At 57.6% G+C, this 12,625-nt stretch carries 14 protein-coding genes; 2 read left to right on the top strand and 12 right to left on the bottom strand.

Annotated elements, in window-relative coordinates:
* Window positions 1-260: 260 nt before the first annotated feature.
* From PHI30_RS08250 to PHI30_RS08235, 4 genes are all read right to left on the bottom strand, one after another.
* On the bottom strand, window positions 261-941 hold the full coding sequence (locus tag PHI30_RS08250) for a hypothetical protein (RefSeq protein ID WP_300026437.1): 681 nt from the start codon (window positions 939-941) through the stop codon (window positions 261-263).
* A 41-nt stretch (window positions 942-982) separates the two neighbouring features.
* The gene (locus PHI30_RS08245; RefSeq protein ID WP_300026435.1) at window positions 983-1,837 is read right to left on the bottom strand and encodes a hypothetical protein; all 855 of its coding nucleotides are present in this window, start codon (window positions 1,835-1,837) and stop codon (window positions 983-985) included.
* Window positions 1,838-1,841: 4 nt separating this feature from the next.
* On the bottom strand, window positions 1,842-2,336 hold the full coding sequence (locus PHI30_RS08240; protein WP_300026432.1) for a sigma-70 family RNA polymerase sigma factor: 495 nt from the start codon (window positions 2,334-2,336) through the stop codon (window positions 1,842-1,844).
* A 184-nt stretch (window positions 2,337-2,520) separates the two neighbouring features.
* On the bottom strand, window positions 2,521-3,294 hold the full coding sequence (locus tag PHI30_RS08235) for an IclR family transcriptional regulator (RefSeq protein ID WP_300026429.1): 774 nt from the start codon (window positions 3,292-3,294) through the stop codon (window positions 2,521-2,523).
* A 211-nt stretch (window positions 3,295-3,505) separates the two neighbouring features.
* On the opposite strand from PHI30_RS08235, the gene PHI30_RS08230 reads away from it, so the two are divergent.
* Window positions 3,506-4,159 carry a bifunctional 4-hydroxy-2-oxoglutarate aldolase/2-dehydro-3-deoxy-phosphogluconate aldolase gene (locus PHI30_RS08230; RefSeq protein WP_300026426.1) on the top strand — a complete coding sequence of 218 codons (654 nt, stop codon included), beginning with the start codon at window positions 3,506-3,508 and terminating at the stop codon, window positions 4,157-4,159.
* Between the two features lie 19 nt (window positions 4,160-4,178).
* On the top strand, window positions 4,179-5,201 hold the full coding sequence (locus PHI30_RS08225) for a sugar kinase (RefSeq protein ID WP_300026423.1): 1,023 nt from the start codon (window positions 4,179-4,181) through the stop codon (window positions 5,199-5,201).
* Window positions 5,202-5,413: 212 nt separating this feature from the next.
* Here PHI30_RS08225 and PHI30_RS08220 read toward each other — a convergent pair whose 3' ends face one another.
* From PHI30_RS08220 to PHI30_RS08185, 8 genes are all read right to left on the bottom strand, one after another.
* Complete coding sequence (locus tag PHI30_RS08220; RefSeq protein WP_300026421.1) at window positions 5,414-6,532, bottom strand: D-TA family PLP-dependent enzyme; 1,119 nt, start codon at window positions 6,530-6,532, stop codon at window positions 5,414-5,416.
* A gap of 13 nt (window positions 6,533-6,545) precedes the next feature.
* Window positions 6,546-7,016: a RidA family protein gene (locus PHI30_RS08215; RefSeq protein WP_300026418.1), complete on the bottom strand. Its 471-nt coding sequence runs from the start codon at window positions 7,014-7,016 to the stop codon at window positions 6,546-6,548.
* 96 nt (window positions 7,017-7,112) lie between these two features.
* Entirely contained in the window at window positions 7,113-7,616 is a 504-nt protein-coding gene (locus tag PHI30_RS08210; protein WP_300026415.1) for an amidohydrolase family protein, read from the bottom strand.
* Complete coding sequence (locus PHI30_RS08205; RefSeq protein WP_300026412.1) at window positions 7,617-8,696, bottom strand: amidohydrolase family protein; 1,080 nt, start codon at window positions 8,694-8,696, stop codon at window positions 7,617-7,619.
* A gap of 91 nt (window positions 8,697-8,787) precedes the next feature.
* Window positions 8,788-9,813: an aldose epimerase family protein gene (locus tag PHI30_RS08200; protein WP_300026409.1), complete on the bottom strand. Its 1,026-nt coding sequence runs from the start codon at window positions 9,811-9,813 to the stop codon at window positions 8,788-8,790.
* Between the two features lie 101 nt (window positions 9,814-9,914).
* The gene (gene dgoD / locus PHI30_RS08195) at window positions 9,915-11,063 is read right to left on the bottom strand and encodes a galactonate dehydratase (protein WP_300026407.1); all 1,149 of its coding nucleotides are present in this window, start codon (window positions 11,061-11,063) and stop codon (window positions 9,915-9,917) included.
* A 25-nt stretch (window positions 11,064-11,088) separates the two neighbouring features.
* Window positions 11,089-11,193, bottom strand: coding sequence for a hypothetical protein (locus PHI30_RS08190; protein WP_367186361.1), 105 nt, complete (start codon window positions 11,191-11,193; stop codon window positions 11,089-11,091).
* 80 nt (window positions 11,194-11,273) lie between these two features.
* Window positions 11,274-12,395, bottom strand: coding sequence for an iron-containing alcohol dehydrogenase (locus PHI30_RS08185; protein WP_300026406.1), 1,122 nt, complete (start codon window positions 12,393-12,395; stop codon window positions 11,274-11,276).
* Window positions 12,396-12,625: the final 230 nt, after the last annotated feature.

Genomic DNA, 12,625 nt, shown 5'->3' with positions numbered 1-12,625 from the left:
GGCCCTATCCGCTGGGGGCGTGTGCACCCTGCGCGGCCTGCCTGTAAGCGCAGCAAGGCGGTGCCAAATATGGGCCTTTGAGCCATGGCGCATGAAGAAGTGGTGAGCAGGGCACCCGCCGACAGAGGGACAATGGAGAGCAATGAAACAAGGCGGCAGTGATGGAGTTCATCACTGCCGCCTTGTGTGTGCGTTTGAAATACGGTACTTGATGGGTGCAATTTGTGTTTCTGCGGAAAATTTGCGAGTGTGAGAGCAGCTTAGGCTGCGTCTTTCGCGTCCTCCAGCGTCAGGTAGGAGCCGGAGTCCATGTCCGCTATGAAATCGTTGCAAATAATGGCCTTGCCGGTGAGATCATCAATGTTTTCCAGCACCTCTGCGTCGGAGGGATTGTTGTAAACACCATCCGAGCAGATCAGGTGGATGGTTTCCGCCTTTCCGCCGCCGCCGCCTCGCTGAAATACAATTTCGTGTGCGCCGTTGGTTATGGTGTCGCTGATGATGATGGGGGCGCGAAACATGGTGAAGGTTTGAGAGACGGCCATTCCCGCGTAGGGCAGAAGCCACAGCGCGGAGTCGCCGCTGGTGCCGCTGGTGTAGGGTCCCATGACGATGGCAAAAATTTCGTCCGTTCCGTCGCCGTTCAGGTCCACATAGTTGTAATAGTATTTCGTCTGTGCCCACTCCTCTTCGGGAATTTGATATTCATCAACAATTGCCTTGGCAAGTTCGGGGAGGGGCTTTGTTTCAGACAGCAGTTGTTCGACGCCTGCGGGTAAAGACGCTGCAAACGTATTTTGCGGTGCTTCCGGGGGAGTGGTGGGTTCCTCCTGCGCAGGCGGCTCCGTTTGTGTGGGAGGCGCAGCCTGCGGCTTTGCCCCGCAGCCGCTGAGTAAGGCGGCAATCAGCGTGGCGCTGATGAGGAGTGTTTGCTTTTTCATAGAGAGTTCCTTCTTTCTTATCATAAGTCTATTCACGCATTTCATTCTGCGGGAATTTGATCGGTGCTGCCGCTTGCAGGGAAAAGCCCCAGGGAGACTCCGAATTTTGCCTCAAGACCAGCCTGCGCCGCTTCCGCCTGGGCCTGAGAATGATAGTTTCCAAGAGCCACGAAGTATTTTCCGTCTTGCGTGCGGACCTGCGTGGCGCCTTCCCACGCGAGACGGTCCGTCAAGGCGGCAAGATCGCTTCCAAGCGGCATGGCCTTGCTGCGGAGATAATAGACAGTTTGCGGCGCGGTTGCTTCCGCCTTTGAAAATTCCAGAACCAAAGTGCCCGGGGTTTCATATTCGCTGATGGCGCAGTCATAGCCGTTTTTCAAAACGATGGTAATACCCTGATCGGAGGCGGTGGAATATTGATTCGGATAGGCTTCCGCGACGCCTTCCATTGATGTGAACAGGTTCAGCAGCTGCTCGGTAGGCTCTTCCCCGATCTCATGCAGCCGGAGGACCACGCGGGAAGGCGCCAGCCTGCGCTTTGCAGAGTACGGCGGGACCGGCATGGCCTCCCCCTTGGGAGACGTAAACTGGAGTGCAACGGTACTGCCCTCCGCGTCGCCCTGGACGGATACCAGCGCGGAAGGGACCTGGCCGCCCGACCCGATCCGAAGAATGCGAACCATCTCTCTGAGAACGGGGATCTCCAAGGCCCCGGCGTAAAGCGGCGTCACATTTGCGCACACCAGCAGTAAAAGCAGGACTGTGGCGGCGCTGGACGCCCATCGCCGCATTGCGCGCCTTCGAGTCCCGCGGCGAAGCCCTTTTTCAATCACCTGCTCCAAGGGATCGTCCGGTACGGGAATTTGATCGTAATAGTGATGCTTGAACGTTTCCATACGCTCACTCCTTTCGTGCGGAGAGTTGATGATTTAATTTTTTGAGAATTCGGTACAGGCGCGATTTTACAGTGGCTTCCGGGAGATTCAGAATTTCCGCCATCTCTCGAAAGGAACGCTCTTCAAAAAACCGCAGAATGACATAGGTCCGCTCACTGCCGCCCAGCGTGTCCAGCGCCTGATAGAGGTCAATGGATTCCTCCGGCGTCAATCCGGCCTCCGTTGCAGGAAGGGATTCCGGCAGCTCCTCGTTGTTTTCCGGGCGAAGGGCGTGCTTTCGCAGGTGGCTCAGCGCGGTATGAATGACGATTCGCGTCATCCAAGTGTCAAAAAACTCCACTTGGCGAAGCTGATGCAGGGCCTCAAGGCCCTTGCAGACAGCTTCGCCCACGATGTCCAGCGCATCCTGCTCGTTTTTTACATAGCAGAATGCGGTTCGATACAAGCGGCTGCGGCTGCTTTGAATTCGCTGTGCATATTCGGTTTTACTGATGGCCATAGGCAGGGGCTCCTTTAAAAAATAAAGCGCTTCAACCATTAGACGTGCGGCGAAGCCGTTTGGATGGCCGCAACACGTATTTTCTCAAAAAAATTTGCGCTGTATTCAAATATGCGCGTAAAAAATGCAGAGGGGCAGATAGTCTGCCGCCTCTGCAACAACGTTGGCGGGAAGCTGTAAAAATTTAGTCCGAAAAGCCCATCATGCGGCTGATTTGGACAGACGTCTCTAGCAGACGGGGAAGAAGCCGCTCCATCGCCTGCGCATCCATTCTGGAAACCGGCGCGGAAATGCTGATGGCCGCAACGGGTGCGCCCGCCCAATTGCGAATGGCGGCTGCGATGCAGCGGACGCCGGGCTCGTGCTCCTCGTCGTCAATGGCGTACCCCCGGGAGCGAATGCGATCCAGCTCCTTTTGCATGTCGGAAAAATCCACAATGGTGTGCGGGGAGAAAACGGGATGCGCTTCCGTTTCCCAAATCTCCTTAACCGCTTTGGGCGGCAGCAGCGCCAGAATGCTTTTGCCCACCCCAGTGCAGTACATGGGGTTGCGCAGCCCCACGTGAGAGTCCATCCGCACAAGCTGCTGGAACGGCTCTGCCTTATAGAGATAGACGATGCCGTGCCCGTCCCGTTCCACCAGGTGCACGGCCTCCTGCGAGACGGCGGCCAGCTCGTCCAGCTGGGGCTTTGCCGACGAGAGCAGATTCCACACGCTGGAGACGCGGCTTCCGATTTCAAACGTCCGCAGGGTCAGCCGGTATTTCCCGCTGGAGGGGTCTTTCAGGGCGTAGCCGTGCTCTGCAAGCACGTTGACCAGCCGGTGGGCGGTGCTGATGTGCAGATCCGTGGCGGCAGCCAGATCGGACAAAGACAACCCCAAAGGCGCCGCAGACAATGTCTCTAAAATGCTCAGCGTGCGGTCGATGGATTGTACGGACCCTGGGGCAGTACTCATAAAATGTTCCTCGTTTTCTAAATTTTCATAATGTGATATTTTTGTTAGAATATCATACTCTGGGTCCTACCGCAACCATCAAATTGCCCAGAAAACTCACAAAAATTCCGGCAGGATAGGTTATTGACAGAATGGACAAAACGCAGTATAAAAGAGATAGAATGTCCACATTGTGATAAATAATTTCGTATTATGGAAGAGAGGGAATGTCATGCGGGAAGAGACAATCAAGCTCGTAGAGGCGGAAAAGATCATTGCCATTGTGCGGGGAGTTGGCGCGGACCAGTGCATGAAGGTGGCAGATGCCCTGTACGAGGGCGGAATTCGGTTGATGGAGATCACCTTCGATCAAAAAAATCCTGCGTCTTTTCAGGCGACGGCGGATGCAATTGCCGCCATTGGAAAGGCCTATGAGGGGCGGATGCTGGTAGGCGCCGGCACGGTCACCACGCCGGAACTGGTAGAGCTGGCCGCGTCTGCCGGCGCGAAGTATATCATTTCCCCGGATGTAAACGTGGCTGTGATTCACCGCACCCGGGAGCTGGGGCTGGTTTCCATGCCGGGCGCCATGACGCCCAGCGAGGTGATGACCGCCCATCATGCCGGTGCGGATTTTGTAAAGCTGTTTCCGGTGGGCAACCTGGGAACCGCCTATGTGAAGGCCATCCGCGCGCCCATCAGCCATGTGAAGATGCTGGCGGTGGGCGGCATCAACGAGGAGAACGTGGCCGACTTCCTGAAAGCCGGCATGCTGGGGGCCGGTGTTGGCGGCAACCTGGCCAATAAGAAGTGGATTGAGGCCGGGGAGTTCGACAAGATCACCGAAACGGCGCGCAAGCTGCTGACTGCTGTAAAAAATGCCTGAGGGCGAGAAGGAGAAAACCATGAAGAGAATCATTACATTTGGAGAGATCATGATGCGCCTGAATCCGGAGGGCTACCTCCGCTTTGTGCAGGCCGAAAAGTTTGAGGCGACCTATGCCGGCGGCGAGGCCAACGTGGCAGTTTCCCTTGCCAATTATGGGCTGGACGCCGCCTTTGTCACCAAGCTTCCCGCCCATGAGATCGGCCAATCCGCCATCAACGAGCTGCGTCGCTACGGCGTGGATACCAGCTCGATCGTGCGGGGCGGCGAGCGTCTGGGCATTTATTTCGTGGAAAAGGGCGCTTCCCAGCGCGCTTCCAAGGTCATTTATGACCGGGCCGCCTCCGCTATCTCCAAGGCGACGGCTGTGGATTTCGACTGGGAGAAGATTTTTGACGGCGCGGACTGGTTCCACTTTACCGGGATCACCCCCGCACTGGGCGGCGAAATGCCCGCCATTTGCCTCACGGCCTGCCAAGCGGCAAAGCGGCTGGGACTGACTGTCAGCTGCGATCTGAACTACCGCAAGAAGCTGTGGACCCGCGAGGAGGCCGGCAAGGTCATGGGCGAGCTGATGCCCTACGTGGACGTGTGCATCGCCAATGAAGAGGACGCCAAGGACGTGTTTGGCATCGCGGCGGAGAATACGGACCTGAACACGGGTAAAATCAGTCAGGACGGCTATATCAGCGTGGCCCGGCAGCTGACGGAGCGCTTTGGCTGCCAGAAGGTGGCAATCACGCTGCGCGGCAGCATTTCCGCGTCCGACAACGAGTGGGCGGGAATGCTGTACAGCGAGGGCAAGGCCAGCTTCTCCCCCAAATATCTGGTGCACATTGTGGACCGGGTAGGCGGCGGAGACAGCTTTGGCGGCGGCTTGATCTACGCGCTGCTGAGCGGCTACGACGATCAGAAGGCCATCAACTTTGCTGTGGCGGCGTCCTGCCTGAAGCACAGCGTCGAGCACGATTTTAACCTCATGTCCGTGTCCGAAGTGGAATCCCTGGCCGGCGGAAACGCCTCCGGCCGCGTCCAGAGATAACCGGAGAAGCGCCCCTGACGGAGAATGGGGGCGGCATAGCCCGGGGGATTTGGCTAGACATTCAAACAGCGGCTGGAATGATTTCCAGCCGCTGTTCTTTTTGATATTTGAGATTGACCACCGCCGCCAAACGCCTTTATCGCGGTGATGCCGACGCCCAGCCGCTGACAGGTCTCATACAGGGCCTGACGCAGGGGCCACCGGGTGAACCGTCAATACGTGAGCTTGCGGTTGCGGGCGGCGATGTCCCAATGCCCTGCGATTTTGCCCTGTTCCACCACGGGAACGAAGGGGTACAGGGCGGTGCTGGGGCAGATGTGAGAAGGCATCACATAAAGCTCGCTTCCCACCGGGGGAATTTCATCCTCATGCCCCGGGGCAATCTGAAAGACCCAGTGTTCCTCGCTCTGGGCCAGAGGCGCGGCAATGTCCTCCATGCCCACAATCACGCCGCGAACGCCGTTGGGGTCCGCCGCGATTCCCTTGTAGCCCAGATCCAGTGTAAAGGTATCGGGCGTGGGGCGGCTGATCACGCGGGTCATGATGACGCCTGCGGGGGTGAAGTCCATATCCCGATAGCTGGTGGAATAGCCGTAGTCGGAGAGGAAAACCGTCCCCGGAGCCAGATAGACATCGGGGTATTTGGCATAGCAGGGGAAGGTAGGCGTTCCGCCCATCACCAGATGAGAGCAGGAATAGCCGTCGGCCACCAGCCGCTCTTTCAAGGCTGTGACCTTTTCCATGATCTCGGCGGCCAGCTGGGTGCGGACGTCGTAATCGGACTGATGGATGTGACCGTCGTAGCAGTGGAACCCGTCAGGCTCCAGCCCCTCCGTGGCGGCGACGGCTTCGTAGAAGGAAATGAGCTTGTCAAAAGCCACGCCGGTGCGATTTTGTCCCACATTGACATCGGCAAGAAAATGAATTTTAGCGCCGGAGGCCACGGCGGCGGCGCCCACGTGCCTCAACTGGTCGAGATCGTCCCCAATGGACCAGAAGCGGACCTTGGGGAAGTCCCGCTGCAACGAGAGAAAACGGGAGACATTGGGACCCACCAGAGGATAGGCCAGAATGATATCCGTGGGACCGCAGGAGGCCACGACCTCCGCCTCCGCGATGGTGGCGCATTTAAACCGGGTGACGCCCTGCTCGATCAAAAGGCAGATCAGCTCCCGGGTCTTGTGGGTTTTTACATGGGGCCAGAGCCGCTGCGCTTCGCCGGCAATGGCAACAGCCTTTTTGATGTTTTCTATGATGTAGTCCTTAAAATAGAGGAGAACCGGCGTAATCAGTTCATCAGGGTGGGCAATCTGATAAATGTTGCTTTTCATAGAGAACGCTCCTTTACAACTCCTGCTTTAGTTGAAAAATGAATTCAATCTCCACTGTAATTTCACCGGGCAGCTCGATGGCGGAAATGGCGGTACGAGCGCCAACGCCATCCTCCTCGCCCCAGATGTCCGCCAGCAGGCGAGACGCGCCGTCGATGACCTTGGGCTGCATGTTAAAGCCTTCCGCACTGGCCACGAAGCCCTGCAGCTTCACGAGGCATTTGATTTGATTTAAGTCGCCCAGATAATGATCCAACACGCTCAGCGCGTTCATCACGCAGATTCGCGCCGCCTGCTGGCCCTCCTCAACGGTGCGCTGGGCGCCTACCTTGCCCACGACAATGGGGACGCCGCCTTCCGTAGCGCCCTGGCCGGAGACATACAGGATATCTCTCACCTGCTTGACAGGCTTATACAGCCCGCCGGGAGGGGGTGGAGGGGGCAATTTTAAGCCCAACTCCTCCAGTCTTGCATATACGTCCATGGTGTATCATCCTTTCGTGTTTTGCATTGCAGTACAATCATATAAGGGAGGCTCCCGAACGAACTGTGCACGGGAGCGGCCTTTGCGTATGGGAAGCTATTTGGAAGCATACCGGTTGGTGAGCACAGCGCCCGGATGGACAGTTTTATCCATCACGTCGTCCTTCACCACCACAACGCCATTCACCAGCACATAATCATAGCCGGTGGGGAACTGCATGGGATTGGTATAGGTGGCCTTGGTATCCACCTTATCCAGATCAAAGATCACGATATCCGCATCCATTCCCTCTCGGATAAGCCCCTTTTGATCCAGATGATAGACTTGTGCAGGCTGGTGGGTGATCTTGCGAATGGCATTTTCCAGCGTGAGAATCTTCTTCTCCCGGACAAAGGTGGCGAGAACTCTGGGGAACGAGGCATAGACGCGGGGATGGGGGAGTCCGCCCTCGGCATAGAGGGAATCGGAGATGATGCTGCAATAGTCCTTTTGAATAATGCGCTGGTTGTCTGCTTCGTCAGAGATAAAGTTGATCATGCCCACGTTGCAGTGCTCGTCGATCAGCAGGTCAAACGCGGCGTCATAGGGGTCCTTGCCCATCTACTCTGCCATCTGGGTAACGGTGAGACCCACGTACTGCTTGTTTTCAGGCTTACCCACGCCGGTGATCATGGTGTTTTCCCAGCCCACATTCAGCATCTGGTTCTCAAAATACTCCTGCGGCTCCTTCAAGATGGCGGTGAGTCTGGCCCGCTGGACAGGATCTGCCATGCGGGCGCAGGCGGCATCGTAACCGCCGTCCTGAAAATCGGGGGGCAGATACTGGTACAGCTGACTGGCGCCGGCGGTCCAGGGATAGGCGTCAATGGTGATGCGGGCGCCCTCGGATTGCGCGTTCTCCACGATTTCCAGCGCCTCGGTAATGAATTTGCCCCAGAAGGCCTTGCCCGTGGACTTGAAGTGGGAAAATTCCAGAGAAATGCCAAGGGCCTTAGCCACGGCAATGACTTCCCGCTGAGAGTCATGCAGCATGCGTCCCTCGCTGCGGATGTGCGTAGCCAGCGGTACATCGTAATCCCGCATGGGCTGAAGCACTTCAATAAAGGAGTTCGTATCGTACTGATTCTCGGGGGCATAGACAATGCCAAGCGTCACGCCCAGCGCGCCGGCCTCGATGGAGGCGCGGATGTGGTCCTGCGCTGTCCGGACTTGTTTTTCATTCAGCTTTCCGTTGGCAAAGCCGCTTGTCGCCATGCGCACCGCGCCGTTGCCCACGCAGCAGCCCACGTTGATGGGCAGGGGCTGCCTTCGAACCTGAGCAGTGTACTCGGCAAAGGTGTTGAAGGGAATCTTGGGGTCGATGCTTCCTACGATGGTGTTGAGAAAGCTGAACATTTCCGCGCGATGCGCGTCGGGGCACGGGACAATACTGAGACCGCACTGCCCGTTCACAACGCTGGTGATGCCCTGACGCACCTCCACTTCGCCATAGCCGTCCCGAAAGACGGCGGCGTCGCCATGACGGTGCATGTCAATGAAGCCGGGAGAGACATAGTGCCCCTGCGCGTCGATGATCTTACCGGCGGGTTCGTCAATGTGATCCTTAACCTGTACGATCTTGCCGTCCTTGACGGCAATTTCGCCGGGAAAGGCCTTGGCGCCGTTTCCGTCTACAATCATACCATTTTTAACAATAAGATCCAACATAAAATCCACCTCCACATAAAAATTTGCAACTTAATGGGCCTGCGGCTTCCCCAAAAACAAAAAGTCAGCGGGTATGAAAGGCGTAAACGGTGGTGCTGTGCAGGTGTTCGCCCGCATGGAGCACCGGGGAGGGGAAGGCGTAAAATCCCATTGCGTTGGGGAAAAGCTGCGTCTCCAGACACACCGCGCCATGGGGACCCATGGAGGCGCCGCCCTTTCCTGCCCGGGAGGTGAGACCGTTGGCGGTATAGACCTGCATGCCGGGAAGGTCCGTTTCCACCGTCATTTCAATTCCGGTTTCCGGACTGTACAGGCTGGCGGCCGGGCTTACATCGAGGACAAAGTTGTGGTCGCAGCCGCCGAAGGCGCGCAGCAGGGGATCGTCGCAATCCAGCGCGGCGGCAAGGGGACGGCTTGTCCTAAAATCAAGGGCGGTCCCCGCCACGGGAAGAAAGCGCCCGGTGGGCAGGCAGTGGGCGTCGCTTTCCGTGATGCGGTGAGAAGAAACCTGCAGCTGCTGTTCCGAGACGCACCCGCCGCCCGAGAGGTTAAAATAGCTGTGATTGGTCAGGCACACCGGCGTGTCCTGATCGGCGTCGGCGTCATAGACGATTTCCAGCGCGTTTTCCTCCGTCAGGCGAAACGTCACCTGCACATGGAGATTCCCCGGATACCCTTCCTCCCCGTTTGGAGAAAGCCGGGAAAAACAAAGCGCGTCCTCCCCCTGCGGCGCGGCGTGCCACAAGTACTTGTCAAAGCCCTTCCACCCGCCGTGCAGGTGGTTTTCCCCGTCGTTTTTTGCCAGAGGATAACACTTGCCATGCATTTGGAAGGCAGCCCCGCCGATGCGGTTGCACACCCGCCCGATGGTGGCGCCCAGATATCCGTCGCCGCGCTCGTATTCGGAGAGCGTGTCGTATCCCAGCACCACGTCTGTAAAGCTGCCCTGCCTGTCGGGCATGCGAAGAGCCTGTATGGTGGCGCCGTAATCCAAGAGTGTGACGGACGCGCCGGCACGGTTGGTCAGGCAAAAGGCCGTGACAGGCGCGCCCGCCTGTGTGGTTCCGAAAGGAATCTGCGTGAGAGCCATAGAGAAAACCTCCTCATTGAACATACTACCACTGGCGGCAATGCTATACCGGGTACCGCCCCTTCAAGGGGCGGTACCCGGCGTTTATTTGTGGAATGGCGTTACCATTCGGCCACGGAGCCGTCCTTGTGACGCCAAACGGGGTTTTTCCAGCTGTGGGGCGTTTTGGCTTCCTCCAAAACCAGCTCCCGGTTGACCTCCACGCCGAGACCGGGGAGCTTGGGCAGGCGCACCATGCCATCGACGAAGGCAAAATCGTCCCTGTTCTTCACGTAGTCCAGAACGCTTTTCCCTACATTATAATGAATGCCGATGCTCTGCTCCTGGATGGCGGCATTGTAGCAGGTGGCGTCCACGTTCAGGCAGGAGGCCAGCGCAATGGGACCCAGCGGGCAGTGGGGTGCCAGCGCGATATCGTAGGCCTCCGCCATGGCGGCAATCTTTTTTACCTCGGTGAGGCCGCCAGCGTGGGACAAATCGGGCTGGATGATGTCCACGCCGCCGATTTCAAAGAGGCGCTTAAAGTCCCACCGGGTGAACAGCCGCTCGCCGGTGGCAATGGGAATGTTGCACGCGGCGGCAATTTCGGGGAAATACTCCATGTTTTCGCACAGAACCGGCTCCTCAATAAACATGGGGTCAAACTGCTCCAGCTTTTTTGCCAGCACCTTGGCCATGGGCTTATGGACCCGGCCGTGGAAATCGATGGCGATGCCGAAGTATTTGCCGCAGGATTCCCGAATGTTGGCCACCCGCTCCAGCACCTGGTCGATCTTTTCAAAGGAGTCGATGAACTGAAGCTCCTCCGTGGCATTCATTTTTACCGCGGTGAAGCCCGCGTCCATGCGCTCCTTAGCGGCCTTGCCCACGTCCGCGGGACGGTCGCCGCCGATCCAGGAGTAGACGCGCATGGAGTCCCGGCAGGGCCCGCCCATCAGCTGGTAGACAGGCGCTTGAAAGACCTTTCCCTTGATGTCCCAGAGCGCCTGGTCAATGCCGGCAATGGCGCTCATGAGAACGCCGCCTCCGCGATAGAATCCGGCGCGGTAAATTGTGCTCCAAAAATCCTCAATCCGGCAGGGGTCCTGCCCGATGAGGTAGGGCTTCATCTCCTCCACGCAGGCCTTCACGGCGTCGCAGTGCCCTTCCAGCACCGGCTCGCCCCAGCCGGTGTAGCCTTCGTCGGTCTCCATTTCCAAAAAGCACCATCTGGGGCGTACCGGATATAAATTCAAAGCAGTGATTTTCATTCAAATTCTCCTTTTCTGTCCAGTGTTATTTGACGAGATAGCCGCCGTCCACGGGAAGGATCGCGCCGCTGACATAATCGCTGGCATGGGAGGCGAGGAACAGGCAGACGCCTTTCCTGTCATCGGCAATGGCCTTTTTTCCTCAAGTGTCAAATAGCTCTATGTCTGTATCCTCCGCATATTTTTTTACTGAGATATCAGAAAAAACCCTCAGGCACGCTCCGACGCGTACACGTCCAGATAGCGGATGGCGTCCGCGAGCGTGGCACGGCAGAAGTAATGGGGGACGTTGGAAACATTCCAGCGCTTGCCGTAGACCTCGTCCACCAGCGCCTCAATGCTCGCGTCCCGGTTTTCGTCCGTCAATCCCAGATCTGCCGTGCAAACCGGCAGACCGATGTCCTTGCAGAACTCAAAAATTTCGGCAAAGCGGTCCGTGTCATTTTCAACAATCAGCTGAATCAGCGTGCAGTAGCCCACACCGGTGCCGTGGAGCAGGGGTTTGATGGGCAGCACGTGGAAGCCGGCCTGCAAGCCGTGGGCAATGGAGACGCCGGTGCACTCAAAGCCAAGCCCGGAGAGCAGCACGGTGGCCTCCACCACATCCTCGTAGGCGGGGGTGCGGAGATGGTTTCTGGCGGCGCGGATGGCGGCACGGCCCTTTTCCAGCAAAATCTCGTAGCACAGCTTTGCGGCGGCCATGCCCAGAAGGGCAGGGCGGTATTCCCCGGCGCCGGCGTTGCAGACATTGTTGTTGGCAAAGGAGGCCTCGGATTCAATGTAAGTGGCAAGGGCGTCTCCGATGCCGGAGACCATCATCCATGCCGGAGACTGCACGGTGATTTCCGTGTCAACCACCACATAGTCCGGATTCTTGGAGTGGACCATGAGACGGGGCTGCTCGTGGGGATTATTAATAATGGTGTGGGTGGAGGTGGGCGCGTCCGTGGTCAGGGCTGTGGGGACATTGATAAACGCCTTTTGGAAGGTGGCGCCCACGGCCTTGTTGATGTCGCAGGTCTGACCGCCGCCGATGCCGATAAAGGTGTCGGGAATCTGGGGCAGCGTCTTGCAGAAGGCAAGCAGCTTTTCCAGCGCTAAGTCGGAGGCGGCGCCGGAGTACTCCACGGTATAGGCCGTCATGCCCGCCTCGGCAAACAGCTGCGGAATCTTTGCCTGATATTCCGGGTAGAAGAATGTGTCGATGATGGCAAGGGCGGTCTTTCCGTAGTGACCTGCAAAAATGGGGAGATTTTTCAACTCACCCGGCCCCTGAATGTATCTGGAGGGGGATTGAAAGGCGCGGGATTCCTTTGCTTTTCCGCTGGGCATAAGAGTACCTCCTGTAATATAAAATAAGGAGAAATCAGTAAAATCGGGTAGAGGACGCACCCGCTGCGGGACAAGTCGAAGGGGAGCGGGTTCCCCCCGGAGCGCCGGGCAGCCGGGGGAATGGTTGGTTCGAGTATACAGCAGATGGAAACCGTTTTCAACATCTGAAATTTCTTTTGAACATTTTCAGCAAAATAACAAGCACGAGCGTGTTTCGTGCACATTTTGGA

It is taken from the genome of Oscillibacter sp. (assembly GCF_028693505.1).
GTDB lineage: Bacteria > Bacillota > Clostridia > Oscillospirales > Oscillospiraceae > Oscillibacter.
The sequence above is the reverse complement of the archived record's forward strand: the minus strand, read 5'-3'. Positions and strand labels throughout refer to the sequence as shown.

Excerpts from the sequence above, each read along its gene's own strand:
- PHI30_RS08250 (WP_300026437.1), bottom strand. The coding sequence starts at position 941 with ATGAAAAAGCAAACACTCCTCATCAGCGCCACGCTGATTGCCGCCTTA.
- PHI30_RS08245 (WP_300026435.1), bottom strand. The coding sequence starts at position 1,837 with ATGGAAACGTTCAAGCATCACTATTACGATCAAATTCCCGTACCGGAC.
- PHI30_RS08240 (WP_300026432.1), bottom strand. The coding sequence starts at position 2,336 with ATGGCCATCAGTAAAACCGAATATGCACAGCGAATTCAAAGCAGCCGC.
- PHI30_RS08235 (WP_300026429.1), bottom strand. The coding sequence starts at position 3,294 with ATGAGTACTGCCCCAGGGTCCGTACAATCCATCGACCGCACGCTGAGC.
- PHI30_RS08230 (WP_300026426.1), top strand. The coding sequence starts at position 3,506 with ATGCGGGAAGAGACAATCAAGCTCGTAGAGGCGGAAAAGATCATTGCC.
- PHI30_RS08225 (WP_300026423.1), top strand. The coding sequence starts at position 4,179 with ATGAAGAGAATCATTACATTTGGAGAGATCATGATGCGCCTGAATCCG.
- PHI30_RS08220 (WP_300026421.1), bottom strand. The coding sequence starts at position 6,532 with ATGAAAAGCAACATTTATCAGATTGCCCACCCTGATGAACTGATTACG.
- PHI30_RS08215 (WP_300026418.1), bottom strand. The coding sequence starts at position 7,016 with ATGGACGTATATGCAAGACTGGAGGAGTTGGGCTTAAAATTGCCCCCT.
- PHI30_RS08210 (WP_300026415.1), bottom strand. The coding sequence starts at position 7,616 with ATGGGCAAGGACCCCTATGACGCCGCGTTTGACCTGCTGATCGACGAG.
- PHI30_RS08205 (WP_300026412.1), bottom strand. The coding sequence starts at position 8,696 with ATGATTGTAGACGGAAACGGCGCCAAGGCCTTTCCCGGCGAAATTGCC.
- PHI30_RS08200 (WP_300026409.1), bottom strand. The coding sequence starts at position 9,813 with ATGGCTCTCACGCAGATTCCTTTCGGAACCACACAGGCGGGCGCGCCT.
- dgoD (WP_300026407.1), bottom strand. The coding sequence starts at position 11,063 with ATGAAAATCACTGCTTTGAATTTATATCCGGTACGCCCCAGATGGTGC.
- PHI30_RS08185 (WP_300026406.1), bottom strand. The coding sequence starts at position 12,395 with ATGCCCAGCGGAAAAGCAAAGGAATCCCGCGCCTTTCAATCCCCCTCC.